At 43.5% G+C, this 24,580-nt stretch carries 18 protein-coding genes, 18 tRNA genes, 3 rRNA genes and 2 pseudogenes; 34 read left to right on the top strand and 7 right to left on the bottom strand.

The annotated features are described in order from the left end of the window. From E7Y33_RS08700 to E7Y33_RS08600, 21 genes are all read left to right on the top strand, one after another. A 16S ribosomal RNA gene (locus E7Y33_RS08700) occupies window positions 1–1,547 on the top strand. Window positions 1,548–1,598: 51 nt separating this feature from the next. Continuing rightward, window positions 1,599–1,671 (top strand) — tRNA-Ala (locus E7Y33_RS08695). Window positions 1,672–1,793: 122 nt separating this feature from the next. Beyond that, window positions 1,794–4,696, top strand: a 23S ribosomal RNA gene (locus E7Y33_RS08690). Between the two features lie 76 nt (window positions 4,697–4,772). Further along, window positions 4,773–4,888 (top strand): 5S ribosomal RNA (gene rrf / locus E7Y33_RS08685). Together the 16S, 23S and 5S rRNA genes with 18 tRNA genes alongside form the textbook arrangement of a ribosomal RNA operon. Window positions 4,889–4,917: 29 nt before the next feature. Then, window positions 4,918–4,990, top strand: a tRNA-Val gene (locus E7Y33_RS08680). A 2-nt stretch (window positions 4,991–4,992) separates the two neighbouring features. Continuing rightward, a tRNA-Asp gene (locus tag E7Y33_RS08675) sits at window positions 4,993–5,065 on the top strand. Between the two features lie 24 nt (window positions 5,066–5,089). Beyond that, a tRNA-Lys gene (locus tag E7Y33_RS08670) sits at window positions 5,090–5,162 on the top strand. A 5-nt stretch (window positions 5,163–5,167) separates the two neighbouring features. Then, window positions 5,168–5,249 (top strand) — tRNA-Leu (locus E7Y33_RS08665). Between the two features lie 12 nt (window positions 5,250–5,261). Then, window positions 5,262–5,334: transfer RNA gene (locus E7Y33_RS08660), tRNA-Thr, on the top strand. A gap of 27 nt (window positions 5,335–5,361) precedes the next feature. After that, window positions 5,362–5,433, top strand: a tRNA-Gly gene (locus E7Y33_RS08655). A gap of 7 nt (window positions 5,434–5,440) precedes the next feature. Beyond that, window positions 5,441–5,526 (top strand) — tRNA-Leu (locus E7Y33_RS08650). Window positions 5,527–5,537: 11 nt separating this feature from the next. Then, window positions 5,538–5,611 (top strand) — tRNA-Arg (locus tag E7Y33_RS08645). A gap of 15 nt (window positions 5,612–5,626) precedes the next feature. After that, a tRNA-Pro gene (locus tag E7Y33_RS08640) sits at window positions 5,627–5,700 on the top strand. 5 nt (window positions 5,701–5,705) lie between these two features. After that, window positions 5,706–5,779 (top strand) — tRNA-Met (locus E7Y33_RS08635). Window positions 5,780–5,792: 13 nt separating this feature from the next. Beyond that, window positions 5,793–5,866, top strand: a tRNA-Ile gene (locus tag E7Y33_RS08630). Between the two features lie 11 nt (window positions 5,867–5,877). After that, window positions 5,878–5,967, top strand: a tRNA-Ser gene (locus E7Y33_RS08625). 11 nt (window positions 5,968–5,978) lie between these two features. Next, a tRNA-Met gene (locus tag E7Y33_RS08620) sits at window positions 5,979–6,052 on the top strand. A gap of 3 nt (window positions 6,053–6,055) precedes the next feature. Then, a tRNA-Phe gene (locus E7Y33_RS08615) sits at window positions 6,056–6,128 on the top strand. A 16-nt stretch (window positions 6,129–6,144) separates the two neighbouring features. Continuing rightward, window positions 6,145–6,215 (top strand) — tRNA-Gly (locus E7Y33_RS08610). A gap of 33 nt (window positions 6,216–6,248) precedes the next feature. Next, a tRNA-Ile gene (locus tag E7Y33_RS08605) sits at window positions 6,249–6,322 on the top strand. Window positions 6,323–6,328: 6 nt separating this feature from the next. Further along, window positions 6,329–6,416: transfer RNA gene (locus tag E7Y33_RS08600), tRNA-Ser, on the top strand. A gap of 74 nt (window positions 6,417–6,490) precedes the next feature. Here E7Y33_RS08600 and birA read toward each other — a convergent pair. Beyond that, window positions 6,491–7,426, bottom strand: coding sequence for a bifunctional biotin--[acetyl-CoA-carboxylase] ligase/biotin operon repressor BirA (gene birA, locus E7Y33_RS08595; protein WP_139690245.1), 936 nt, complete (start codon window positions 7,424–7,426; stop codon window positions 6,491–6,493). Window positions 7,427–7,702: 276 nt separating this feature from the next. Here birA and E7Y33_RS08590 point away from each other — a divergent pair, with 276 nt between their 5' ends. The 7 genes from E7Y33_RS08590 to E7Y33_RS08560 all read left to right on the top strand — a co-directional run bounded on the left by E7Y33_RS08590 (window position 7,703) and on the right by E7Y33_RS08560 (window position 14,412). Beyond that, window positions 7,703–8,896 carry an O-antigen ligase family protein gene (locus tag E7Y33_RS08590; RefSeq protein ID WP_139690328.1) on the top strand — a complete coding sequence of 398 codons (1,194 nt, stop codon included), beginning with the start codon at window positions 7,703–7,705 and terminating at the stop codon, window positions 8,894–8,896. Window positions 8,897–9,039: 143 nt separating this feature from the next. Then, window positions 9,040–9,483 carry a MarR family winged helix-turn-helix transcriptional regulator gene (locus E7Y33_RS08585; RefSeq protein ID WP_139690244.1) on the top strand — a complete coding sequence of 148 codons (444 nt, stop codon included), beginning with the start codon at window positions 9,040–9,042 and terminating at the stop codon, window positions 9,481–9,483. 72 nt (window positions 9,484–9,555) lie between these two features. Then, a complete protein-coding gene (locus tag E7Y33_RS08580) occupies window positions 9,556–10,284 on the top strand; it encodes an ATP-binding cassette domain-containing protein (RefSeq protein ID WP_139690243.1) in 729 nt (242 codons plus the stop codon). Continuing rightward, complete coding sequence (locus tag E7Y33_RS08575) at window positions 10,277–11,794, top strand: ABC transporter permease/substrate-binding protein (protein ID WP_139690242.1); 1,518 nt, start codon at window positions 10,277–10,279, stop codon at window positions 11,792–11,794. The genes E7Y33_RS08580 and E7Y33_RS08575 overlap by 8 nt, the downstream gene beginning before the upstream one ends. A gap of 154 nt (window positions 11,795–11,948) precedes the next feature. Further along, entirely contained in the window at window positions 11,949–12,665 is a 717-nt protein-coding gene (locus E7Y33_RS08570) for an ABC transporter ATP-binding protein (RefSeq protein ID WP_139690241.1), read from the top strand. Between the two features lies 1 nt (window position 12,666). Beyond that, window positions 12,667–13,749 carry an ABC transporter permease gene (locus E7Y33_RS08565; RefSeq protein ID WP_139690240.1) on the top strand — a complete coding sequence of 361 codons (1,083 nt, stop codon included), beginning with the start codon at window positions 12,667–12,669 and terminating at the stop codon, window positions 13,747–13,749. Window positions 13,750–13,788: 39 nt separating this feature from the next. Further along, a complete protein-coding gene (locus tag E7Y33_RS08560) occupies window positions 13,789–14,412 on the top strand; it encodes a TetR/AcrR family transcriptional regulator (protein WP_139690239.1) in 624 nt (207 codons plus the stop codon). Between the two features lie 52 nt (window positions 14,413–14,464). Here the strand turns inward: E7Y33_RS08560 and E7Y33_RS08555 are convergent. Beyond that, a pseudogene (locus E7Y33_RS08555) lies at window positions 14,465–14,830 on the bottom strand (HXXEE domain-containing protein); the annotation flags it as partial. Between E7Y33_RS08555 and E7Y33_RS09655 the strand changes: the two are divergent. Together E7Y33_RS09655 and pnuC are read left to right on the top strand one after the other, a co-directional pair. Beyond that, window positions 14,813–14,890 (top strand): annotated as a pseudogene (locus tag E7Y33_RS09655) (glycine betaine ABC transporter substrate-binding protein); the annotation flags it as partial. The pseudogenes E7Y33_RS08555 and E7Y33_RS09655 overlap by 18 nt on opposite strands. A gap of 442 nt (window positions 14,891–15,332) precedes the next feature. Further along, window positions 15,333–16,124, top strand: a complete 792-nt coding sequence (gene pnuC, locus E7Y33_RS08540) for a nicotinamide riboside transporter PnuC (protein WP_139690238.1) — start codon at window positions 15,333–15,335, stop codon at window positions 16,122–16,124. 34 nt (window positions 16,125–16,158) lie between these two features. Here pnuC and E7Y33_RS08535 read toward each other — a convergent pair whose 3' ends face one another. After that, complete coding sequence (locus tag E7Y33_RS08535) at window positions 16,159–16,491, bottom strand: glucuronide permease (protein WP_139690237.1); 333 nt, start codon at window positions 16,489–16,491, stop codon at window positions 16,159–16,161. A 26-nt stretch (window positions 16,492–16,517) separates the two neighbouring features. Next, complete coding sequence (locus E7Y33_RS08530) at window positions 16,518–17,072, bottom strand: TetR/AcrR family transcriptional regulator (protein ID WP_139690327.1); 555 nt, start codon at window positions 17,070–17,072, stop codon at window positions 16,518–16,520. 132 nt (window positions 17,073–17,204) lie between these two features. Here E7Y33_RS08530 and E7Y33_RS08525 point away from each other — a divergent pair, with 132 nt between their 5' ends. Further along, complete coding sequence (locus tag E7Y33_RS08525; RefSeq protein WP_139690236.1) at window positions 17,205–18,095, top strand: cation diffusion facilitator family transporter; 891 nt, start codon at window positions 17,205–17,207, stop codon at window positions 18,093–18,095. Window positions 18,096–18,130: 35 nt separating this feature from the next. Here the strand turns inward: E7Y33_RS08525 and galR are convergent, their stop codons facing one another. Beyond that, a complete protein-coding gene (gene galR / locus E7Y33_RS08520) occupies window positions 18,131–19,135 on the bottom strand; it encodes a DNA-binding transcriptional regulator GalR (protein ID WP_139690235.1) in 1,005 nt (334 codons plus the stop codon). Window positions 19,136–19,402: 267 nt separating this feature from the next. Between galR and E7Y33_RS08510 the strand changes: the two genes are divergently transcribed. The 3 genes from E7Y33_RS08510 (at window position 19,403) to E7Y33_RS08500 (ending at window position 22,555) form a co-directional block, all read left to right on the top strand. Beyond that, window positions 19,403–20,581 (top strand): galactokinase, encoded by a 1,179-nt coding sequence (locus E7Y33_RS08510; protein WP_139690234.1) that lies wholly within the window; start codon window positions 19,403–19,405, stop codon window positions 20,579–20,581. Window positions 20,582–20,599: 18 nt separating this feature from the next. Next, the gene (locus E7Y33_RS08505; RefSeq protein WP_139690233.1) at window positions 20,600–22,081 is read left to right on the top strand and encodes a UDP-glucose--hexose-1-phosphate uridylyltransferase; all 1,482 of its coding nucleotides are present in this window, start codon (window positions 20,600–20,602) and stop codon (window positions 22,079–22,081) included. 69 nt (window positions 22,082–22,150) lie between these two features. Continuing rightward, window positions 22,151–22,555 carry a PaaI family thioesterase gene (locus tag E7Y33_RS08500; protein WP_139690232.1) on the top strand — a complete coding sequence of 135 codons (405 nt, stop codon included), beginning with the start codon at window positions 22,151–22,153 and terminating at the stop codon, window positions 22,553–22,555. Window positions 22,556–22,581: 26 nt separating this feature from the next. Here the strand turns inward: E7Y33_RS08500 and E7Y33_RS08495 are convergent, their stop codons facing one another. Both E7Y33_RS08495 and E7Y33_RS08490 read right to left on the bottom strand, forming a co-directional pair. Beyond that, complete coding sequence (locus tag E7Y33_RS08495; protein WP_139690231.1) at window positions 22,582–23,844, bottom strand: nucleobase:cation symporter-2 family protein; 1,263 nt, start codon at window positions 23,842–23,844, stop codon at window positions 22,582–22,584. After that, window positions 23,844–24,425: a xanthine phosphoribosyltransferase gene (locus E7Y33_RS08490; RefSeq protein ID WP_139690230.1), complete on the bottom strand. Its 582-nt coding sequence runs from the start codon at window positions 24,423–24,425 to the stop codon at window positions 23,844–23,846. Before E7Y33_RS08490 ends, E7Y33_RS08495 begins: the two co-directional genes overlap by 1 nt. Window positions 24,426–24,580: the final 155 nt, after the last annotated feature.

The raw sequence follows: 24,580 nt of genomic DNA, 5'->3' as shown, positions 1-24,580 counted from the left end.
TTTAATGAGAGTTTGATCCTGGCTCAGGACGAACGCTGGCGGCGTGCCTAATACATGCAAGTAGAACGCTGAAGGAGGAGCTTGCTCTTCTGGATGAGTTGCGAACGGGTGAGTAACGCGTAGGTAACCTGCCTGGTAGCGGGGGATAACTATTGGAAACGATAGCTAATACCGCATAAGAGTAGATGTTGCATGACATTTGCTTAAAAGGTGCAATTGCATCACTACCAGATGGACCTGCGTTGTATTAGCTAGTTGGTGAGGTAACGGCTCACCAAGGCAACGATACATAGCCGACCTGAGAGGGTGATCGGCCACACTGGGACTGAGACACGGCCCAGACTCCTACGGGAGGCAGCAGTAGGGAATCTTCGGCAATGGACGGAAGTCTGACCGAGCAACGCCGCGTGAGTGAAGAAGGTTTTCGGATCGTAAAGCTCTGTTGTAAGAGAAGAACGAGTGTGAGAGTGGAAAGTTCACACTGTGACGGTATCTTACCAGAAAGGGACGGCTAACTACGTGCCAGCAGCCGCGGTAATACGTAGGTCCCGAGCGTTGTCCGGATTTATTGGGCGTAAAGCGAGCGCAGGCGGTTAGATAAGTCTGAAGTTAAAGGCTGTGGCTTAACCATAGTACGCTTTGGAAACTGTTTAACTTGAGTGCAAGAGGGGAGAGTGGAATTCCATGTGTAGCGGTGAAATGCGTAGATATATGGAGGAACACCGGTGGCGAAAGCGGCTCTCTGGCTTGTAACTGACGCTGAGGCTCGAAAGCGTGGGGAGCAAACAGGATTAGATACCCTGGTAGTCCACGCCGTAAACGATGAGTGCTAGGTGTTAGACCCTTTCCGGGGTTTAGTGCCGCAGCTAACGCATTAAGCACTCCGCCTGGGGAGTACGACCGCAAGGTTGAAACTCAAAGGAATTGACGGGGGCCCGCACAAGCGGTGGAGCATGTGGTTTAATTCGAAGCAACGCGAAGAACCTTACCAGGTCTTGACATCCCTCTGACCGCTCTAGAGATAGAGTTTTCCTTCGGGACAGAGGTGACAGGTGGTGCATGGTTGTCGTCAGCTCGTGTCGTGAGATGTTGGGTTAAGTCCCGCAACGAGCGCAACCCCTATTGTTAGTTGCCATCATTCAGTTGGGCACTCTAGCGAGACTGCCGGTAATAAACCGGAGGAAGGTGGGGATGACGTCAAATCATCATGCCCCTTATGACCTGGGCTACACACGTGCTACAATGGCTGGTACAACGAGTCGCAAGCCGGTGACGGCAAGCTAATCTCTTAAAGCCAGTCTCAGTTCGGATTGTAGGCTGCAACTCGCCTACATGAAGTCGGAATCGCTAGTAATCGCGGATCAGCACGCCGCGGTGAATACGTTCCCGGGCCTTGTACACACCGCCCGTCACACCACGAGAGTTTGTAACACCCGAAGTCGGTGAGGTAACCTTTTAGGAGCCAGCCGCCTAAGGTGGGATAGATGATTGGGGTGAAGTCGTAACAAGGTAGCCGTATCGGAAGGTGCGGCTGGATCACCTCCTTTCTAAGGATAAGGAACTGCACATTGGTCTTGTTTAGTCTTGAGAGGTCTTGTGGGGCCTTAGCTCAGCTGGGAGAGCGCCTGCTTTGCACGCAGGAGGTCAGCGGTTCGATCCCGCTAGGCTCCATTGGTGAGAGATCACCAAGTAATGCACATTGAAAATTGAATATCTATATCAAATAGTAACAAGAAAATAAACCGAAACGCTGTAGTATTAAAAGAGTTTATGACTGAAAGGTCAAAAAATAAGGTTAAGTTAATAAGGGCGCACGGTGGATGCCTTGGCACTAGGAGCCGAAGAAGGACGTGACAAACGACGATATGCCTTGGGTAGCTGTAAGTAAGCGATGATCCAGGGATTTCCGAATGGGGGAACCCAACAGGTACTACCTGTTACCCATATCTGTTAAGGATATGAGGAGGAAGACGCAGTGAACTGAAACATCTAAGTAGCTGCAGGAAGAGAAAGCAAAAGCGATTGCCTTAGTAGCGGCGAGCGAAACGGCAGGAGGGCAAACCGAAGAGTTTACTCTTCGGGGTTGTAGGACTGCAATGTGGACTCAAAGATTATAGAAGAATGATTTGGGAAGATCAGCCAAAGAGAGTAATAGCCTCGTATTTAAAATAGTCTTTGTACCTAGCAGTATCCTGAGTACGGCGGGACACGAGAAATCCCGTCGGAATCTGGGAGGACCATCTCCCAACCCTAAATACTCCCTAGTGACCGATAGTGAACCAGTACCGTGAGGGAAAGGTGAAAAGCACCCCGGGAGGGGAGTGAAATAGAACCTGAAACCGTGTGCCTACAACAAGTTCGAGCCCGTTAATGGGTGAGAGCGTGCCTTTTGTAGAATGAACCGGCGAGTTACGATATGATGCGAGGTTAAGTTGAAGAGACGGAGCCGCAGGGAAACCGAGTCTGAATAGGGCGCATTAGTATCATGTCGTAGACCCGAAACCATGTGACCTACCCATGAGCAGGTTGAAGGTGCGGTAAGACGCACTGGAGGACCGAACCAGGGCACGTTGAAAAGTGCTTGGATGACTTGTGGGTAGCGGAGAAATTCCAAACGAACTTGGAGATAGCTGGTTCTCTCCGAAATAGCTTTAGGGCTAGCGTCGACATAAAGATTCTTGGAGGTAGAGCACTGTTTGGGTGAGGGGTCCATCCCGGATTACCAATCTCAGATAAACTCCGAATGCCAATGAATTATGGTCGGCAGTCAGACTGCGAGTGCTAAGATCCGTAGTCGAAAGGGAAACAGCCCAGACCACCAGCTAAGGTCCCAAAATAATTGTTAAGTGGAAAAGGATGTGGGGTTGCACAGACAACTAGGATGTTAGCTTAGAAGCAGCTATTCATTCAAAGAGTGCGTAATAGCTCACTAGTCGAGTGACCCTGCGCCGAAAATGTACCGGGGCTAAAACAATTTACCGAAGCTGTGGATACCTTTATAGGTATGGTAGGAGAGCGTTCTATGTGTGAAGAAGGTATACCGTGAGGAGTGCTGGAACGCATAGAAGTGAGAATGCCGGTATGAGTAGCGAAAGACAGGTGAGAATCCTGTCCACCGTAAGACTAAGGTTTCCAGGGGAAGGCTCGTCCGCCCTGGGTTAGTCGGGACCTAAGGAGAGACCGAAAGGTGTATCCGATGGACAACAGGTTGATATTCCTGTACTAGAGTATGTAGTGATGGAGGGACGCAGTAGGCTAACTAAAGCAGACGAATGGAAGTGTCTGTCTAAGCAGTGAGGTGTGATATGAGTCAAATGCTTATATCTATAACATTGAGCTGTGATGGGGAGCGAAGTTTAGTAGCGAAGTTAGTGACGTCACACTGCCAAGAAAAGCTTCTAGCGTTTAAACATACTCTACCCGTACCGCAAACCGACACAGGTAGTCGAGGCGAGTAGCCTCAGGTGAGCGAGAGAACTCTCGTTAAGGAACTCGGCAAAATGACCCCGTAACTTCGGGAGAAGGGGTGCTGACTTTAGGTCAGCCGCAGTGAATAGGCCCAAGCAACTGTTTATCAAAAACACAGCTCTCTGCTAAATCGTAAGATGATGTATAGGGGGTGACGCCTGCCCGGTGCTGGAAGGTTAAGAGGAGTGCTTAGGAGTAATCCGAAGGTATGAATTGAAGCCCCAGTAAACGGCGGCCGTAACTATAACGGTCCTAAGGTAGCGAAATTCCTTGTCGGGTAAGTTCCGACCCGCACGAAAGGCGTAATGATTTGGGCACTGTCTCAACGAGAGACTCGGTGAAATTTTAGTACCTGTGAAGATGCAGGTTACCCGCGACAGGACGGAAAGACCCCATGGAGCTTTACTGCAGTTTGATATTGAGTGTCTGTACCACATGTACAGGATAGGTAGGAGTCTATGAGATCGGGACGCCAGTTTCGAAGGAGACGTTGTTGGGATACTACCCTTGTGTTATGGCCACTCTAACCCGGATAGGTTATCCCTATCGGAGACAGTGTCTGACGGGCAGTTTGACTGGGGCGGTCGCCTCCTAAAAGGTAACGGAGGCGCCCAAAGGTTCCCTCAGAATGGTTGGAAATCATTCGCAGAGTGTAAAGGTATAAGGGAGCTTGACTGCGAGAGCTACAACTCGAGCAGGGACGAAAGTCGGGCTTAGTGATCCGGTGGTTCCGTATGGAAGGGCCATCGCTCAACGGATAAAAGCTACCCTGGGGATAACAGGCTTATCTCCCCCAAGAGTTCACATCGACGGGGAGGTTTGGCACCTCGATGTCGGCTCGTCGCATCCTGGGGCTGTAGTCGGTCCCAAGGGTTGGGCTGTTCGCCCATTAAAGCGGCACGCGAGCTGGGTTCAGAACGTCGTGAGACAGTTCGGTCCCTATCCGTCGCGGGCGTAGGAAATTTGAGAGGATCTGCTCCTAGTACGAGAGGACCAGAGTGGACTTACCGCTGGTGTACCAGTTGTCTTGCCAAAGGCATCGCTGGGTAGCTATGTAGGGAAGGGATAAACGCTGAAAGCATCTAAGTGTGAAACCCACCTCAAGATGAGATTTCCCATGATTTTATATCAGTAAGAGCCCTGAGAGATGATCAGGTAGATAGGTTAGAAGTGGAAGTGTGGCGACACATGTAGCGGACTAATACTAATAGCTCGAGGACTTATCCAAAGTAACTGAGAATACGAAGTGTGAGGTTTTCTTGAGATTTGATAGATATTCAATTTTGAGTAGGTATTACTCAGAGTTAAGTGACGATAGCCTAGGAGATACACCTGTACCCATGCCGAACACAGCAGTTAAGCCCTAGAACGCCGGAAGTAGTTGGGGGTTGCCCCCTGTGAGATATGGAAGTCGCTTAGCAGAATAGGAAGTTTAGAAACTTCCTTTTTGGGAGTTTAGCTCAGCTGGGAGAGCATCTGCCTTACAAGCAGAGGGTCAGCGGTTCGATCCCGTTAACTCCCATAGGTCCCGTAGTGTAGCGGTTATCACGTCGCCCTGTCACGGCGAAGATCGCGGGTTCGATTCCCGTCGGGACCGTTTAAGATAACGGAAGTTATTTTAGACTCGTTAGCTCAGTTGGTAGAGCAATTGACTTTTAATCAATGGGTCACTGGTTCGAGCCCAGTACGGGTCATATTTGCGGGTTTGGCGGAATTGGCAGACGCACCAGATTTAGGATCTGGCGCTTAACGGCGTGGGGGTTCAAGTCCCTTAACCCGCATAATAGAAATCAGCCGGCTTAGCTCAGTTGGTAGAGCATCTGATTTGTAATCAGAGGGTCGCGTGTTCAAGTCATGTAGCCGGCATTTTTTTATATAGAATAAGAGGTCGATGCGAACGTAGTTCAGTGGTAGAACACCACCTTGCCAAGGTGGGGGTCGCGGGTTCGAATCCCGTCGTTCGCTTAGAGAGGCCGGGGTGGCGGAACTGGCAGACGCACAGGACTTAAAATCCTGCGATTGGTAACGATCGTACCGGTTCGATTCCGGTCCTCGGCATATAATAATGAGCACCCTTAGCTCAACTGGATAGAGTACCTGACTACGAATCAGGCGGTTAGAGGTTCGACTCCTCTAGGGTGCATTTTTTTATTTAACGCGGGAAGTAGCTCAGCTTGGTAGAGTACTTGGTTTGGGACCAAGGTGTCGCAGGTTCGAATCCTGTCTTCCCGATTCATGGCGGTGTAGCTCAGCTGGCTAGAGCGTCCGGTTCATACCCGGGAGGTCGGGGGTTCGATCCCCTTCGCCGCTATATTGATCTTGTTGGACCTTTAGCTCAGCTGGTTAGAGCTCTCGGCTCATAACCGAGTGGTCGTAGGTTCAAGTCCTACAAGGTCCATTGTAAATAATGGAGGATTACCCAAGTCCGGCTGAAGGGAACGGTCTTGAAAACCGTCAGGCGTGTAAAAGCGTGCGTGGGTTCGAATCCCACATCCTCCTTTTTATATTAACGCGGGATGGAGCAGCTCGGTAGCTCGTCGGGCTCATAACCCGAAGGTCGTAGGTTCAAATCCTGCTCCCGCAATTTGGCTCGGTAGCTCAGTTGGTAGAGCAATGGATTGAAGCTCCATGTGTCGGCGGTTCGATTCCGTCTCGCGCCATATTTTGTTTTATTAAGCGGGTGTAGTTTAGTGGTAAAACTACAGCCTTCCAAGCTGTTGTCGCGAGTTCGATTCTCGTCACCCGCTTTGAACGAAAGTTCATACCAAGTTTTTGAACTTGGGCGCGTAGCTCAGGTGGTTAGAGCGCACGCCTGATAAGCGTGAGGTCGGTGGTTCGAGTCCACTCGTGCCCATTAATAGGAGAATTACTCAAGAGGCTGAAGAGGACGGTTTGCTAAATCGTTAGGTCGGGTAACCGGCGCGGGGGTTCGAATCCCCCATTCTCCGTACGATAAGAGCTGCGGGGCTCTTTTTTTGTTTGTAAATCCCCCTTCTAAATCGTTAAAAGGGGGATTTGTTTATTACCAATTTGTTAGTGATATTTCTCCGCTATTTAGCCAGATAGTATGTTTATCTTCAAATTCGACTTGAAGTTGACCAGATTCTGAGATTTCTTTTGCAAAACCTTTTTTTACTTTTCCATCTAGCTGGAAGGTAACTTCTTTTCCAAGAACGATTGATCTTTCTTTATAGATATAAAGTAGCTCATCTGGATCCGTATTGTAGAAACAATTCCATATTTCGCTGATGAGATCATTACGACTAATTGGTGCAGGTGCTGTAAATAGGCTACCTGCTTTTTCTTTTAGGTCTTCTGGGAAGTCTGCTATAGAAAAATTTATACCAAGTCCGATAATGACGTCTGTAACCAAGTCTGTCTCAACTGATGTCATCGCTTCAGTGAGGATACCTGCTATTTTTTTATTTTTAAAGTAGATGTCATTTACCCATTTGATATCTACTTCTATCATAGTTAGATTTTTAATGGCTTTGTAGACTGCAGCAGCTATAAGGAGAGTATAGGATGGGAGTTTTTCATAGGGAAGATTGGGTTGAATATGCAGGGACATATAGATCCCACCCTGAGATGGAGAATAGTAGGGGCGCTGAAAGCGGCCACGACCTGCTGTTTGACAGGTTGAAAGATAGAGTGTATTTCCTTTGTTTCCAGCTTCAATCCCTTCTTTTGCATCTGTTTGGGTTGATTTGGTCTCAGGTTTGTAGCGAATGGTTAAGTTGGTGTTCTCTTGAATCAAATCAGGCAATATCAGATCGCCTTGAATGAGCTTGTATCCTCTATTTTTGATACTGTCAATTTCTAGGCCTTCTTGTTGAAGACGTTGGATCGCTTTCCATATAGATGTACGGCTTAAATTCAGTTCTTCTCCGATTTTTTCTCCGCTAACATAATCGTTTTCTCTAGCTAATATTTGGTAGACTTGTTGGTGTGATTTCATAGTTTTTCCTTTTTAACTGTCGTTCAATAGTTGTTATTTCAACCTTTCTTATATTCTACCATAGCTTTTCCTTTTTAGAAAGTTTGCTTCTTTTTCACCAGAGACAATTTCCTTTTAATGCTTATTATGACAGGGTGCATATATTTGTATTCCTACTTAAAAGTTTTTTCCTTTTGATAGCGTGTTCAATGTTCCCAAATGACGGAAAAAATGGTAGAATATAAAGATAGTTTAGCATTTATCTTCTGGAGAAATCCAGAACAGAAAGGATCCGTTTTGAAATCAATTGGATTACTGGATAAGATAAGAGGGCTTTCGAAAAAAGATTTCTTTTTGTATTTGATGATCATAAGTATCTTTTTACCTTTTTATTTGTTCTTAGCTCTCTTTGCTTTATATTTGATAGGTTTACTTGTTACTGGGGAGATGAAGGGAATTATCAAAGGATTGGCCAAACATCCTGTACTTCTCTTTTTTATTGCCTATAGTAGTATCATCTCTATCGTCGCCAAGAACTGGCTGGGATTGGTTGCATCTTTACTGATGTTTCTCTTCCTCATTTTCTTTAGCTTCTACCAGAAACGTCTGACACATGCTTTCTTTCGACTGATACTGCAGACAATCTTGTTTGGTAGTGTGCTCTCTGCTGTTTTTGCTACTTTGGAGCATTTCCAAATTGTAAAGAAATTTAACTATGCCTTTCTTTCGCCCAATATGCAAGTGTGGCACCAGAACCGTGCAGAGGTCACCTTCTTTAATCCTAACTACTATGGGATCATTTGTTGCTTCTGTATCATGATTGCCTTTTATCTCTTTACAACGACGAAGTTAAGATGGTTGAAAGTCTTTTGTGTGCTAGCAGGTTTTGTGAATCTATTTGGTTTGAATTTTACACAAAATAGAACAGCCTTTCCTGCCATTATCGCTGGTGCCATCATTTATCTCTTTACAACCATTAAAAACTGGCGTGCCTTTTGGCTCAGTATTGGAGTTTTCGGGATTGGCCTTTGTTTCCTCTTCTCAAGCGATTTGGGTGTCCGTATGGGAACGCTAGATTCTTCAATGGAGGAGCGTGTTTCAATCTGGAATGCAGGTATGACTTTGTTCAAGCAAAATCCGATCTGGGGTGAGGGTCCGCTGACCTATATGAATTCTTACCCGAGAATCCATGCACCTTACCACGAACACGCGCATAGTCTTTACATCGATACTATTTTGAGTTATGGTTTGATTGGAACCATTCTCCTATCCATTTCTTCGGTTATCCCGGTTCACATGATGATGGATATGAGTCAGGAGTCTGGGAAACGACCAATTATCGGTCTTTATCTCTCCTTCCTGACAGTTGTCGCTGTACATGGAATTTTTGACTTGGCTCTCTTCTGGGTACAGTCAGGATTTATCTTCTTGCTGGTTATGTGCAGTCTACCACTGGAACATCGAACCTTGGTGTCCGAAATGACAGATTAAGTTAATAAATAGTTAAGATCTTCTACTTTAGGTAGGAGGTCTTTTTTGTTGGTGGAAATTATTTCTAAGTCGAAATAGTTGACAGATGGAATGGTGGGTGTTACAATATAAAAAATTCGATATAGAAATAAAATGGAGAGATCATGAAAGATAGTCATTTAGTTGCCCATCATATTCGTTTGTTGAATGGGAGGATTTTTCAAAAGTTACTGAGTCAAGATTCAGAAGCTCTTTATCGGAGTGAGCAGGGAAAAATTTTAGCGGTTTTATGGAATAGTGAGACAGGTTGCGCTACAGCCACAGATATTGTATTGGCGACTGGTCTTGCTAACAATACGCTCACAACTATGATAAAGAAACTTGAGGAGCAAAACCTGGTCATCATTAGCCCATGTGGAATAGATAAGAGAAAAAAATATGTCAAGTTGACAGAGCTGGGTTGGTCTCAGAAAGAAGTGGGCCATCGTATTAGTCAAAAACTGGATGCTATTTTTTATAAAGGATTCACTGAGGAAGAAATTCGCCAGTTTGAAGCCTTTCAAGAAAGAATTTTGGCTAATCTGAAAGAGAAGGGAAATGAGGTTTAGAATGGGGTAAATTAGTTATTAAAAGTTTGGTAACTTGACCAATCGAGGGAAGTTTTAAATTGAGGATACAGAATGATTGAATACAAAAATGTAGCGCTACGCTATTCAGAAAAAGATGTTTTGAGAGATGTCAATTTACGGATTGAGAATGGGGAATTTATGGTTTTAGTTGGGCCTTCTGGGTCCGGTAAGACGACCATGATTAAGATCATTAATCGTCTTTTGGAACCGACTGATGGAAATATTTACATGGATGGCAAGCGCATCAAAGATTATGATGAGCGGGACCTTCGTCTTTCTACTGGTTATGTTTTACAGGCCATTGCACTGTTTCCCAATCTAACAGTTGCGGAAAATATTGCTCTCATTCCTGAGATGAAGGGTTGGAGCAAGGAAGAGATTGCTCAGAAAACAGAAGAGCTCTTGGAAAAAGTTGGCTTGCCAGTAGCTGACTATGGTCATCGTCTTCCTAGTGAACTGTCTGGTGGGGAGCAACAACGGGTCGGTATTGTCCGTGCCATGATTGGTCAACCTAAGATTCTCCTCATGGATGAGCCCTTTTCAGCCTTGGATGCTATTTCGAGAAAACAGTTGCAGGTTCTGACGAAAGAATTGCATAAGGAGTTTGGGATGACAACGATTTTTGTGACCCACGATACGGATGAAGCTTTGAAATTGGCGGACCGTATTGCTGTCTTGCAGGATGGAGAGATTCGTCAGGTGGCGAATCCCGAGACCATTTTAAAGGCTCCTGCAACAGACTTTGTAGCAGACTTGTTTGGAGGTAGTGTTCATGACTAATTTGATATCAACTTTTCAGGATCGTTTTGGTGATTGGGTAACAGCTCTATCTCAACATTTGCAGTTGTCACTTTTGACCTTATTACTAGCTATTTTTATTGCTATTCCCTTGGCTGTTTATCTTCGCTATCATGAGAAGTTGGCGGACTGGGTCTTGCAGATTGCAGGAATTTTCCAGACTATCCCGTCTCTGGCCTTGTTGGGACTCTTTATCCCCTTGATGGGAATTGGAACCTTGCCTGCTTTGACAGCACTAGTGATTTATGCGATTTTCCCGATTTTACAGAATACTATCACCGGGCTGAAGGGAATTGATCCAAGTCTACAAGAGGCTGGGATTGCCTTTGGGATGACCAGGTGGGAGCGTCTCAAGAAATTTGAAATTCCACTTGCCATGCCTGTCATAATGTCTGGAATTCGGACGGCAGCGGTTTTGATTATTGGTACGGCGACCTTGGCAGCCTTGATTGGGGCTGGTGGACTGGGTTCCTTTATCCTTTTGGGAATTGACCGTAATAATACCAGTCTGATTTTGATTGGGGCCCTTTCTTCTGCAGTGCTGGCCATTGCCTTTAACTTCCTACTAAAAGTGATGGAAAAAGCAAAATTGAGAACGATTTTCTCTGGTTTTGCCTTGGTGACCATATTGCTCGGTCTGTCTTATAGTCCAGCCCTTTTGGCTCAAAAAGAGAAAGAAAACTTGGTGATTGCTGGGAAATTGGGACCAGAACCCGAAATTTTGGCCAATATGTATAAGTTGCTGATTGAAGAAAATACCAGTATGACTGCGACTGTTAAACCGAATTTTGGAAAAACAAGCTTCCTCTATGAAGCTCTGAAAAAAGGGGACATTGATATCTATCCTGAATTTACTGGTACGGTGACTGAAAGTTTGCTTCAGCCATCACCCAAGGTAGGTCATGAGCCGGATCAGGTTTATCAGGTAGCGCGTGATGGCATTGCCAAACAGGATCATCTGGCCTATCTAAAACCTATGTCTTATCAAAATACCTATGCTGTAGCTGTTCCGAAAAAGATTGCTCAAGAATATGGCTTGAAGACCATTTCGGACTTGAAAAAAGTGGAAGGACAGTTGAAGGCAGGCTTTACTCTCGAATTTAATGATCGTGAGGATGGAAATAAGGGCTTGCAATCAATGTATGGTCTCAATCTCAACGTAGCGACCATGGAGCCAGCTCTTCGCTATCAGGCAATTCAGTCAGGCGATATTCAAATCACGGATGCCTATTCGACGGATGCAGAATTGGCGCGTTATGATTTACAGGTATTGGAAGATGACAAGCAACTCTTCCCACCTTATCAGGGGGCACCACTGATGAAAGAAGCTCTTCTCAAGAAACACCCAGAGTTGGAAACGGTACTAAATAAACTGGCTGCTAAGATTACAGAAAGCCAGATGAGCCAGCTTAACTATCAAGTCGGTGTCGAAGGGAAATCAGCAGAAGAAGTAGCACGTGAGTTTTTGGTTCAAGAAGGTCTTCTAAAATAGAAGCAGATTTCCTTATAAATTTTTAAAAATCTTCGATTTGTATTCGAGGATTTTTTGTTATGAAAATTTTACTTTCACTTGACAAGTGAGTGAACACTCACTATAATAGTTTTATATTCTGAGAGTGAGTGAACACTCACCTGGGAGGATTCAAATGAAAACATTGCTACATTTACAAGATTTAGAAAAATCTTTTGGTCGTCAAATGGTCTTAGATCACGTTAGTTTTGATTTACAGTCTGGAGAAATCATTGGTCTAATCGGTCCATCAGGTGCTGGTAAATCAACTATGATTAAAACCATGCTAGGAATGGAAAAGGCGGATAGCGGTATCGCTTTAGTTTTGGACCATACTATGCCAAATCGTCATATTTTAGGTGATATTGGCTATATGGCTCAGTCTGATGCTCTTTATGAGGCCTTGTCAGGACAAGAAAATTTAGAATTTTTCGGTCAGCTAAAAGGTCTTTCCAAAAAAGACTTAAAGGATGAAATTGTCCATGTAGCTCAAGTGGTAGATCTAACAGATCACTTAAATAAGGCAGTATCTGGTTATTCCGGAGGGATGAAACGACGCTTGTCGCTAGCCATTGCGCTTTTAGGAAATCCGCAACTCTTGATTTTAGACGAACCAACGGTTGGAATCGACCCTTCTCTTCGAAAGAAAATCTGGAAAGAATTAATCATGCTTAGAGACGAGGGGGTAGGAATTCTAGTAACAACCCATGTCATGGATGAAGCAGAGCTGACAGATAAGGTTGGTCTCTTGTTAGGTGGAAACATCATTGCCTTTGATACACCAAAAAATCTTAAAGAGAGCTATGGTGTGTCAAGTATTGAAGAAGTCTTTTTGAAAGCAGAAGGAGAGTAAGATGAGAACTCTAGCTATTACGAAAAAAGTGATAAAAGAATTGCTTCGTGACAAACGAACCCTTGCCATGATGTTTGTAGCCCCAGTTTTTATCATGTGGTTGATGAACCTTATGTTTTCAGCTAGCACAACCGTGAATATAAAACTAGCAGCACAAGATCTTCCAACTAGTTTGGTGACGAAAATGGATGATTTGGACCATGTTAGTGTACAGACTTACAATGATCTCAATCAAGCGAAGAAAGACTTAGCTGATGAAAAAGTAGATGCGGTGGTTTCTTATAAAAATGGTGAATATCAGGTCGATTATGCAAATACAGATGCCTCTAAAACATCTATGACTCGACAAGTATTGCGAACCAGTATCGCTAGTGAAGGAAGTAATCAATTACTAGCTCGTATCAAGCAAGCTCTTCCAAAATTGAATTTGGAGGTAAAAGCACCGGAAATCAGGGAATCCTACCAATATGGTGATGAAAATACAAACTTCTTTACAAGTATGATTCCAGTTTTGATAGGCTTTGTAGTTTTCTTTTTTGTTTTTTTGATTTCAGGAATGGCACTTTTGAAAGAGCGTACCAGTGGTACACTAGAGCGTGTATTAGCAACTCCAGTCAAACGTTCTGAAATCGTATATGGTTACATGTTGTCTTACGGTCTCATTGCGATTTTTCAGACAGCAGTGGTAGTTCTAGCAGCCATTTGGTTATTAGATGTAGAAGTTGTCGGAAATCTATTTAATGTTATAATAGTTAATGTAGTACTGGCTCTTGTAGCGTTGGCCTTTGGAATTCTCTTATCTACCTTGGCGAAATCAGAATTCCAAATGATGCAATTTATTCCTCTTGTGATTATGCCGCAGCTCTTTTTCTCAGGAATTATTCCATTGTCATCAATGGGAGAATGGGCTCAAACGGCCGGTATATTTTTGCCTTTGACCTACTCAGGTAATGCGATGAGTCAGATTATTCTTTACGGACGTGGCATTGGAGACGTTTTGCCAAATATCGGCGTTCTACTGATTTTCCTTGTCATTTTGACAATTCTCAATATTGTAGGATTACGACGTTATCGTAAAGTTTAAAGAAAAACACAAAAAAATACTAAGAGGGATGAATGTTAAATGGATAAGACTATTTTTGAATCATTTGAAGATTACTTAGAGGAAGCAAATTATCCTCAAGGGAAGAAAAAAATCATGCGGTCGGCAGTAGATCTCATTTCGACCAAGGGCTATAATGGCACCTCCACCCTTCACATAGCTGAGCATGCTGGATTCAGTCAGGCTACGTTATTTAAGTATTTTAAAACGAAAGTCGATTTGTTAACGGCTATTTTACACCCTGTGGTTCCAGGACTATTTGGAAGTTTTTTTGAAGAACTGTTAACTTTTGAAACGACAGAAGAAAAAGTTCATTATCTTGTCCATAATCGAATGACTTATCTAAAAAATAATCGTGCTCTGATAAAAATCATTTTTCATGAAACATTCTCTAATAATAAACTAAGAAATGAACAGAAGTTTATCTGGAATACTATCCAGGATAAACTTCTGATGCTCCACAAGGAATTGTTGGCAGATCCACGTGTTAATCCTGAATTAACGATTTCTCAAATGGTTCGCATCTGTATAGGTCCTTTGTTAGCTTACTTCTCTCAACTATATGTCGTTTGCGACAATGGCGAAATGAGAGAAGAGGACTTAGACTTGTTAGAAAAACAAATCTTAGGTGGTTTGTGGAAGTAGCAAGTTTCTAAATATAGAATGAAAAAACAACTTTTAAAAGTTGTTTTTTTGTTTAATTGGATTTTAGTTTTTTTCTGCGCGAGATCTTGTCTGTATTAGCTTTTTGATTTATCTGATGTAGAATCATAAATGATAATACAAGATTTAATAGGATAAGTAATCAGGTGAAAAGTGAGTATCCGTACAGTTCAATAGGTATGTCATTAATATAGTATAGAGAAAACAAACTCGTAAAAATACCCGTTAATAAGCCAGGTATATATTTTTTAATAAAAATTGTTTGAATCAGATGCCCAAACACGTGGTAGATATAAGCGATTACGATGGTCACGTAGATGGTATAGTTGTGAAACTGATAATTAAGAAAAAGTGATAGGAGCAGAATTAGAAACTGCTTCATGACAATGGTGTTGAAGGCAAGTCAGCAGAACAAGTAGCCAAAGAATTTCTACAAGAACAAGGTTTGTTGAAGAAATAGTTTGAAAAGCTAAACTCAACTTGGTTAAACGACTATATAGAAAAATGCTCAGACAATCTTGTCTGGGCTTTTTTGGTATCAGAATTAATGATTTTCATTTTTAAATGGAAAATAATACTCAATGAAAATCAAAGAGCAAACTAGGAAGCTAGCCGCAGGCTGTACTTGAGTACGGTAAGGCGACGCTGACGTAGTTTGAATTTGATTTTCGAAGAGTATAAGAGAAAATTTTCAGGAATTTCCAAGATTTAACTGTAAATACACTTGACTATTCAGATAATAGGTGTATAATGTTTTGTGAACTACTTAACAAATAAGGATTTCCAGCTCATGTCGACTAAGGATGGAATTCTTGTGTATAGACAGTTCAGTAGATATATAATAGAGCGTTGCGTCCGAAAGTCTATCCAGACACGGCTCTTTAAAAACAAAAGGAGAAAATATGACGACTTATTTGCAAACAAAACTCAAGAACATCAAAATAACTCTTGGTGAAATGTCTGGTGGCTACCGCCGTATGGTTGCTTCTATGGCTGATTTGGGATTTTCAGGAACCATGAAGGCTATCTGGAATGATCTCTTTGCCCATCGTAGTTTTGCTCAGTGGCTTTACTTACTGGTTTTAGGAAGTTTTCCAATCTGGCTTGAGTTGATTTATGAACACCGCATTGTTGACTGGGTTGGGATGATTTGTAGCTTGACAGGGATTATCTGTGTTATCTTTGTATCGGAAGGTCGAGCAAGTAATTACCTTTTTGGTTTGATTAACTCTGTCATTTACCTTATCTTAGCCCTGCAGAAAGGCTTTTATGGTGAGGTGCTGACGACACTTTACTTCACGGCCATGCAGCCAATTGGACTTCTAGTGTGGATCTACCAAGCACAATTCAAGAAAGAAAAGCAGGAGTTTGTCGCGCGTAAACTGGACGGCAAGGGCTGGACCAAGTATCTTTCTATTAGTGTTCTTTGGTGGTTGGTCTTTGGGTTCATTTATCAGTCTATCGGAGCCAATCGTCCTTATCGCGATTCCATCACTGATGCGACCAACGGGGTAGGGCAAATTCTCATGACAGCTGTTTACCGTGAGCAATGGATATTCTGGGCAGCTACAAATGTTTTTTCTATCTATCTCTGGTGGGGAGAAAGCCTGCAAATCCAAGGGAAATACCTAATTTATCTCATCAATAGTCTAGTTGGTTGGTATCAATGGAGCAAGGCAGCAAAGAGTGCTTAAAAAAGTAAAAAAGGATCAGATGATCCTTTTTGTGTTAGAGCAAAATGAATAATACCGTAATGACAATAGCGGTCGTTATACGAACGATGTGGTGCGAGATATGTTGTTTTTCTTTCTGTTGGCCGTTCCAGTAGGCTCCATAGCAGACGATACTCGAGCCCACAATCCATAGAAGAATGGTTGCAAGTGGGACGAAGTAAAAGATGGCTAGAGCCAGAGAAGTGAGGCAACTGCCAACCAAGATGCACATGTTTCCTAGACTGTAGTTCTTTTGTTTCATAGCTGAAAAAGCAGCAGCAAGGTGAAGCAATGAGAAGGCGAGAGCTAGTACAATTGTTAGTATTCCTAGAATCATCGAAGTTAACATAATTGGTTCCTTTCTGAGTTACAGGCTTAGTTATCAAGTGGAGTTGTAGAGGTCATCTCTATTACATCAAGGTAAAATTTCACCACTTGGTCTTCGGTATAGGATTTTCCTTTTTTTAGCCACCAAGTTAGGGTCTCGATAAAGTTCGTCACAACAAAATGCTGGAGATAGGAGGCCGGAATGTTTGGATAGGCCTCTTGCAAGTCATCCGCCACCATGGGATAAACGTGGTGTTCGAGTTCCTTGTGTAGTTGGCGTAGGAAGTAGTCGTTTTTGGAAAAAAGGAGACTGGTGACATGGTCCTGGTTTTTCTGAAAATGTAAAAAGATATGTGCGAGGTAGTCCTCGATAGTAAAGTGTCCTTCCCTTTCAAAGAGATGATGAAAGAGGTAGCGGCAGAGCTCATCTAAAAGGAGTTCCTTGCTTTCATAGTGACAGTAAAAGGTCGAGCGTCCTACATCTGCTAGGTCAATAATATCCTGAACAGTAGTGGCATCATAGCCCTTGTCGTTCAAAAGTTGTAAAAAAGCTTGATAGATGGCTTTTTTCGTCTTGCTGACTCGACGGTCTCTTTTTGGCATATAGACACTTGAGACAAACTGTTCAGAACTGAACATGGCTGACAGTTTGCTTCTATCCTTTCTTTGGATTTTATTAGATAATACAAATGAAAGAAGTATGTATATACCCATTATACCAAAGGAGGGAGAGAAATGAGTTCTAAAACATCTATCTGGTTAGCTTTTTTCTTAAATTTAAGCTATGCTATTGTTGAGTTTATCGCAGGAGGAATCTTTGGTTCGAGTGCAGTTCTTGCTGATTCTGTTCATGACCTGGGAGACGCTATAGCCATTGGCATCTCAGCCCTTTTAGAAACAATTTCAAACCGTGAAGAAGATAGGCAGTATACCTTGGGGTACAAACGTTTTAGTCTTTTAGGGGCCATGCTAACGGCTGTGATTCTTATGATAGGGTCTGTCCTAGTGATCTTGGAAAATGTCACAAAGATCGTTCACCCTCAACCCGTTAATGAAAATGGTATCCTATGGCTGGGAATCATTGCAGTGGCTATCAATGTGCTAGCAAGTCTGGTAGTTCGTAAAGGAAAGACAAAGAACGAGTCAATTCTTAGCTTGCATTTTTTGGAAGATACTCTTGGTTGGTTGGCTGTCATCCTAATGGCGATTATCCTCCGATTTACAGATTGGTATATCCTCGATCCACTCTTATCGCTTGTTATTTCCATCTTTATTCTGTCGAAAGCCATTCCTCGCTTTTGGAGCGCACTGAAGATTTTCCTAGATGCTGTGCCAGAAGGGGTCGAGACAAGTGATTTGGAGAAGGATTTAGAGGCTCTACCCAATGTCAAAAGTGTCAATCAACTTAGCATTTGGTCCATGGACGGTCTGGAAAATGACGCCATTGTGCACCTCTGTATCGAGGACTGGGAGCAGATGATGGAAACTAAAGAAGCAGTGCGTCAACTCCTAGAAGAAAGGGGCGTGCAGAATATTACTATCGAAGTGGACGCCAGTCAAAGCAACCATGCGCAACATAAGCGGAGGGTAACAGCCTTAGAGCAGAACCATGGGCATCATCACTAGAAAAGACGACCTCAATAAGAGGTCGTTTTGATATCCTATTCATTCCTTGTACTCTCTCTCAATGTCAGTCTGGTGCCCAGCATAGTCAGGCTAGGAATTTTCCGACCGTGGAGGACTTCCTTGTTAAGAATATCCATACCTACTCGGCCCATTTCCTCGGTATAGACTGTGATGCTAGATAAGGGAGGATAGACCTGCTTGGTCAGGCTAGTGTCGTTAAAAGAAATGAGGCTGACGCGGTCTGGTAGGCTAATTCCAGCTTCTTGAAGGGCACGGAGGGCACCGATGGCTAAACTATCGCTGGCTGCGAAAAATGCTGGAGGGAGTTGATCCTCCAACTTGTGAATAGCCTCCTTCATCAAGTCATAGCCTGACTGGGCAGTAAAGCTACCTTGAAAGACCAGTTTGTCATTGTAGATACCTTTTGATAGAGAATAGTTTTTAAAATGTTCGAGACGTTTATCCTGGATAATTTCTTCCTGGTCGGTTGTTTCTTCAAGACCTGTGAGAATTCCGATACGGTTCATACCTTGGCTGAGGAAATGGTCTACAACTTGTTTCACAGCAGTGTAAAAGTCCGTAATAATACAGGTGTGTCCCAACGAGAGGGTATCACTGTCTATAAAGACTAAAGGTTTTTGGTATTCTTCAAAGGCGGTAATCTGTGCTCGGCTAAATTTTCCGATGCAGAGAATGCCAATCACTTCTTCGCTCAGTGTAAAAGGATGGTCGTTAAAATAGCGCAAGATGTCATAGTCCAACTCTTGGGCTCTTTTTTCAATACCGAGACGAATCTGGTAGTAGTAGAGGTCGTCCAACTCCCCTTGTTCGCTGACCCATTGGATAATGGCAATCTTTTGCTTGGGTTTGTGGGATTCGCCTGTCTTTAGATGCTTAGTATAGCCCAGCTCTTCAGCGACAGTTAAAATACGGTGTCTGGTTTCTTCTGTAACAGATAGGCTCTGGTCGCGATTGAGGACACGGGATACGGTCGCGATAGAGACAGAGGCGAGCTGTGCAATGTCTTTTAATGTAGCCATAAATCCTCCTTTTAGGTTAGTATATCATATTTTTCTTCTTTTTACCGATTGTTTAGTAAAACTTTAGTAAAAAGGATTGACCTTGGTAAAAGCCTTGGATACAATAGAAGAAAACGATTACACGTTAATACTCTTCGAAAATCAAATTCAAACCACGTCAACGTCGCCTTGCCGTACTCAAGTACAGCCTGCGGCTAGTTTCCTAGTTTGCTCTTTGATTTTCATTGAGTATAAGGTGACTTAACGGACAGTCAAAGGAGAAATCATATGACACAACATCTTACTGCTGAAGCCCTTCGCAAAGATTTTCTTGCAGTTTTTGGTCAAGAAGCAGACCAAACTTTCTTTTCACCAGGCCGTATCAATTTGATTGGTGAACACACGGACTACAACGGTGGGCACGTTTTTCCTGCAGCTATTTCCTTGGGGACTTACGGCGCAGCTCGTAAGCGTGACGACCAAGTTTTGCGTTTCTACTCAGCCAACTTTGAGGACAAAGGGATCATCGAAGTTCCTCTAGCTGACCTCAAATTTGAAAAAGAGCACAACTGGACCAACTATCCAAAAGGGGTTCTCCATTTCTTGCAAGAGGCAGGTCATGTCATTGACAAGGGTTTCGATTTCTATGTCTTTGGGAATATCCCAAATGGTGCTGGCTTGTCCTCTTCAGCATCTTTGGAACTCTTGACAGGGGTCGTTGCAGAGCATCTCTTTGATTTAAAACTAGACCGTTTGGATTTGGTTAAAATCGGAAAACAAACGGAAAATAACTTTATCGGAGTCAACTCTGGTATCATGGACCAGTTTGCTATCGGTATGGGGGCTGACCAACGTGCTATTTACCTAGATACCAACACTCTAGAATACGACTTGGTGCCTCTTGATTTGAAGGACAATGTTGTTGTTATCATGAACACCAATAAACGTCGTGAATTGGCGGACTCTAAGTACAATGAACGCCGTGCTGAGTGTGAAAAAGCTGTGGAAGAATTGCAAGTTGCTTTGGATATTCAGACCTTGGGTGAATTGGACGAATGGGCCTTTGACCAATACAGCTATCTGATTAAAGACGAAAACCGTTTAAAACGTGCTCGCCATGCTGTGCTGGAAAACCAACGTACCCTTAAAGCTCAAGCAGCCCTTCAAGCAGGTGATTTGGAAATATTTGGACGCTTGATGAATGCGTCACACGTTTCTCTTGAGCATGATTATGAAGTAACTGGCTTGGAATTGGATACTCTTGTTCACACAGCTTGGAATCAAGAAGGTGTTCTCGGTTCTCGTATGACAGGAGCAGGTTTTGGTGGCTGTGCCATTGCCTTGGTGCAAAAAGATGCTGTTGAGGCCTTTAAAGCAGCTGTTGGCAAGCACTACGAGGAAGTAGTTGGATACGCTCCAAGCTTCTATATCGCTGAAGTTGCAGGTGGCACTCGCGTCCTTGACTAGTTAAAAGGAGGCTCTATAGTGACCTTAGTAGATAAATTTGTAACACATGTCATTTCTGAAAGTTCATTTGAGGAAATGGATCGCATCTACCTGACCAATCGTGTTTTGGCACGAGTGGGTGAAGGTGTTTTGGGAATTGAGACGGTTCTGGATAAAGTGATTGACCTCAAGGACCAGCTGGTCGAGGAAGCCGTTCGATTAGAGATGATTGAGGACAGTCAGACTGCGCGTGAAATCCTTGGTGCTGAACTGATGGACTTGGTAACACCTTGTCCAAGTCAGGTCAATCGTGACTTTTGGACAACCTACGCTCACTCTCCTGAGCAGGCAATTGCGGACTTCTACCAACTTAGCCAGAAAAATGACTACATCAAACTCAAGGCCATTGCTAAAAATATTGCCTATCGTGTGCCGTCTGATTACGGAGAACTGGAAATCACGATTAATCTCTCTAAGCCTGAAAAGGATCCTAAGGAGATTGCTGCGGCTAAGTTGGTGCAAGCTAGCAATTATCCCCAGTGTCAACTCTGTCTAGAGAATGAGGGCTACCATGGTCGAGTTAACCATCCAGCCCGCAGCAACCACCGTATTATTCGTTTTGAAATGGCAGGGGAGGAGTGGGGCTTCCAGTATTCGCCCTATGCTTATTTTAATGAGCACTGTATTTTCTTAGATGGGCAGCATCGTCCGATGGCGATTAGTCGGCAGAGCTTTGAGCGTCTGCTGGCGATCGTAGAGCAGTTTCCAGGCTATTTTGCAGGGTCTAATGCGGACCTGCCAATCGTGGGAGGCTCTATCCTGACCCATGACCACTATCAAGGAGGCCGTCATGTCTTTCCTATGGAATTGGCTCCCTTACAAAAGACTTTTCGATTTGCTGCATTTGAACAGGTCAAGGCTGGGATTGTCAAGTGGCCTATGTCAGTGCTTCGTTTGACTTCGGATTCCAAAGAGGACTTGATCAATTTGGCTGATAAGATTTTGCAGGAATGGCGCCAGTATTCAGATTCTGAAGTGCAGATTTTAGCAGAGACAGACGGGACACCGCATCACACTATCACACCGATTGCTCGTAAACGCGACGGTCAGTTTGAGTTGGACTTGGTATTGCGGGACAATCAAACCTCTCTAGAGCATCCAGATGGCATCTATCATCCCCACAAGGATGTCCAACATATCAAGAAGGAAAATATCGGTTTGATTGAGGTCATGGGCTTGGCTATCCTGCCACCACGTTTGAAAGAAGAAGTGGAGCAAGTAGCAGCCTACCTTGTTGGAGAAGATGTCTCAGTTGCCACTTATCATCAGGAATGGGCAGATCAACTCAAAGTCCAACATCCAGATCTGACGGATAAAGAAAAAGCCCTTGAAATCGTTAAGGACTCTGTGGGTGCTATCTTTGCTCGTGTACTTGAGGATGCAGGAGTCTACAAGCAAACGGAACAAGGACAAGCAGCATTTATGCGCTTTGTAGAACAAGTCGAAATTTTACCAGACTAGTGAATAATTCTTGCCTAGTCTTGTAAAAAGTAGTAGTATGATATAGTGTTTGAAATTCAGGAGGAAACTATGAAAGATTTTCATTTTGACGCTATATCAGCTTTTGAAAATTATGAAATTAAAGAGATGAAAGATGGCCACGTTGAGGTGACGACCAAAGTAGTGGACTCGTCGCTCAACTACTATGGCAATGCCCATGGTGGCTATCTCTTTACCCTCTGTGATCAGATTAGTGGATTGGTGCTCATCTCGCTAGGACTAGACGTAGTGACGCTCCAATCCTCCATCAACTACCTCAAGGCAGGGAAACGCGATGATGTGTTGACCATAAAAGGAGAATGTGTCCATCAAGGCCGTACAACTTGTGTCGTGGATGTAGATATCAGCAATCAAGAGGGTATAAATGTCTGTAAGGCAACCTTTACCATGTTTGTCACAGGTCAGCGGTCAGATGAGAGACAGGTAAGGATATAGAAAAAAGAGGCTCGCACCTCTTTTTTTTATTTCTTTTTCCGGTTTAATACGGCATTGAGTACAATGGCCAGTAGGCTGGCTACGACAATTCCATTTGAGAAGAACATTTGGAAGGCTGTTGGCATGCTGACAAAGAGATTGCTGTTATTTAGACCTACTCCAGCGGAGATTGATACAGCTGCTATAAGGAAGTTGTGTTCATTGTTAGTAAAGTCAACGCGGGCTAGGATTTGCATCCCTTGAAGGGAAACAAAACCAAACATCACCAGCATAGCACCACCAAGGACAGGACTCGGAATGATTTGGGCAAGGGCACCAAACTTAGGTAGGAGTCCGAGGAGGACTAGGAAACCAGCTGCATAATAGATTGGCAGACGGGTCTTGATACCAGACAATTTGACCAAGCCAACGTTTTGTGAAAATCCTGTGTAAGGGAAGGTGTTAAAGATTCCTCCGAGAAGTACAGCCAAACCTTCTGCGCGGTAACCGTTGCGAAGGCGTGTGCTGTCGATTGGGTCATTGGTAATATCTGACAAGGCTAGGTAAACACCAGTCGACTCCACCATGGAAACCGTTGCGATGATACACATCATGACAATAGAAGAGATTTCAAAGGTTGGCATCCCAAAGTAGAGTGGAGTTGGGACATGGACAAGCGGTGCTGCCGCAACAGGAGAGAAGTCCACCAAGCCCATAGTAGCAGCAATGGCAGTTCCAACAACCAGACCAATCAAAATGGAGATAGACTTGATAAATCCTTTGGTAAAGATGTTGATCAAGAGGATAATTAGAACAGTGATGGCTGCAAGCAAAAGACTTTGACCAGTTGGCTCTGGGACGTTATTTCCCATATTTCCAATAGCGACAGGAATTAAGGTCAATCCAATAGTCGTAATAACAGATCCTGTTACGATAGATGGGAAGAGATTGGCTACTTTTGAGAAAATACCTGAAATCAGAACCACATAAATCCCAGAAACGATAAGGGCACCAAACATAGCACCGCTACCGTGGCTTTGCCCAATCATAATTAAAGGAGCGACGGATTGGAAGGCAACCCCGAGAACGACTGGTAGTCCAATCCCAAAGTATTTGTTGAGTTGGAGTTGAAGGAAGGTGGCCACCCCACACATGAAGATATCTGTGGAGATTAGGTAGGTCAACTGCTCAGTTGAATAGCCAAGAGCTGTCGCAATCATAATAGGAACTAGGATAGAGCCTGAGTACATTGCGAGAAGGTGTTGAAGACCGAGAACCGCAGCTTGCGAGTGTTTTTCTTGTTGTTGCATTAGAGATCTGCCTCCTTAAATACGACCTGACCATTTTCAAAACGTTCCAAACGAGCGAGTGATAGAACTGGATAGCCAGCTTTCTCAAGCAAATCACGACCATTCTGGAAGGATTTTTCGATAACAATACCGATGGCTTCGACTTTAGCTCCGGCCTGTTCAATGATTTGGATCAAGCCTTTGGCAGCTTGTCCATTGGCTAGGAAATCATCGATAATCAAGACCTTGTCATCAGGTGAGAGGAATTTTCCAGCGATGGAAACTGTGCTCGTCACCTGCTTGGTAAAGGAGTAAACCTCAGCAGTCAAGATGCCTTCGTTCATGGTGATGTTTTTAGCTTTCTTTGCGAAAATCATAGGAACATCTAAGGCTTCAGCTGTAAAAACAGCTGGGGCAATCCCTGAAGCTTCAATCGTTACAACCTTGGTAATGCCAGCAGAAGAAAATTTTTCCGCAAATACCTTACCGATCTCTCGCATCAAGCTAAAGTCAACTTGGTGGGTTAAAAAGGAATCTACCTTGAGGATGTTGTCACCCAAGATATGACCATCCTGAAGGATGCGCTCTTCTAATAATTTCATAAGACCTCCTAAAGTCTAAAAGATGCTTCATTTGCTTGTTTAAATGTTTCTATAGTGATTTAGTTTACTAATAATATATATGTATAATACTAGTGCCAGCGAAGCGAGTTTTACTAGATATTTCCCGCTGTAGTGGTATCATATACAATAATCTT

This window comes from Streptococcus oralis, assembly GCF_006175905.1.
Taxonomy (GTDB): Bacteria; Bacillota; Bacilli; order Lactobacillales; family Streptococcaceae; genus Streptococcus; species Streptococcus oralis_BG.
This window is presented reverse-complemented; position numbering and strand designations above follow the sequence as displayed.

What these genes read in the sequence shown, in the direction of transcription:
- birA (WP_139690245.1), bottom strand. Translation starts at nt 7,426, where the DNA reads ATGAAATCACACCAACAAGTCTACCAAATATTAGCTAGAGAAAACGAT.
- E7Y33_RS08585 (WP_139690244.1), top strand. Translation starts at nt 9,040, where the DNA reads ATGAAAGATAGTCATTTAGTTGCCCATCATATTCGTTTGTTGAATGGG.
- E7Y33_RS08580 (WP_139690243.1), top strand. Translation starts at nt 9,556, where the DNA reads ATGATTGAATACAAAAATGTAGCGCTACGCTATTCAGAAAAAGATGTT.
- E7Y33_RS08575 (WP_139690242.1), top strand. Translation starts at nt 10,277, where the DNA reads ATGACTAATTTGATATCAACTTTTCAGGATCGTTTTGGTGATTGGGTA.
- E7Y33_RS08570 (WP_139690241.1), top strand. Translation starts at nt 11,949, where the DNA reads ATGAAAACATTGCTACATTTACAAGATTTAGAAAAATCTTTTGGTCGT.
- E7Y33_RS08565 (WP_139690240.1), top strand. Translation starts at nt 12,667, where the DNA reads ATGAGAACTCTAGCTATTACGAAAAAAGTGATAAAAGAATTGCTTCGT.
- E7Y33_RS08560 (WP_139690239.1), top strand. Translation starts at nt 13,789, where the DNA reads ATGGATAAGACTATTTTTGAATCATTTGAAGATTACTTAGAGGAAGCA.
- pnuC (WP_139690238.1), top strand. Translation starts at nt 15,333, where the DNA reads ATGACGACTTATTTGCAAACAAAACTCAAGAACATCAAAATAACTCTT.
- E7Y33_RS08535 (WP_139690237.1), bottom strand. Translation starts at nt 16,491, where the DNA reads ATGTTAACTTCGATGATTCTAGGAATACTAACAATTGTACTAGCTCTC.
- E7Y33_RS08530 (WP_139690327.1), bottom strand. Translation starts at nt 17,072, where the DNA reads ATGCCAAAAAGAGACCGTCGAGTCAGCAAGACGAAAAAAGCCATCTAT.
- E7Y33_RS08525 (WP_139690236.1), top strand. Translation starts at nt 17,205, where the DNA reads ATGAGTTCTAAAACATCTATCTGGTTAGCTTTTTTCTTAAATTTAAGC.
- galR (WP_139690235.1), bottom strand. Translation starts at nt 19,135, where the DNA reads ATGGCTACATTAAAAGACATTGCACAGCTCGCCTCTGTCTCTATCGCG.
- E7Y33_RS08510 (WP_139690234.1), top strand. Translation starts at nt 19,403, where the DNA reads ATGACACAACATCTTACTGCTGAAGCCCTTCGCAAAGATTTTCTTGCA.
- E7Y33_RS08500 (WP_139690232.1), top strand. Translation starts at nt 22,151, where the DNA reads ATGAAAGATTTTCATTTTGACGCTATATCAGCTTTTGAAAATTATGAA.
- E7Y33_RS08495 (WP_139690231.1), bottom strand. Translation starts at nt 23,844, where the DNA reads ATGCAACAACAAGAAAAACACTCGCAAGCTGCGGTTCTCGGTCTTCAA.
- E7Y33_RS08490 (WP_139690230.1), bottom strand. Translation starts at nt 24,425, where the DNA reads ATGAAATTATTAGAAGAGCGCATCCTTCAGGATGGTCATATCTTGGGT.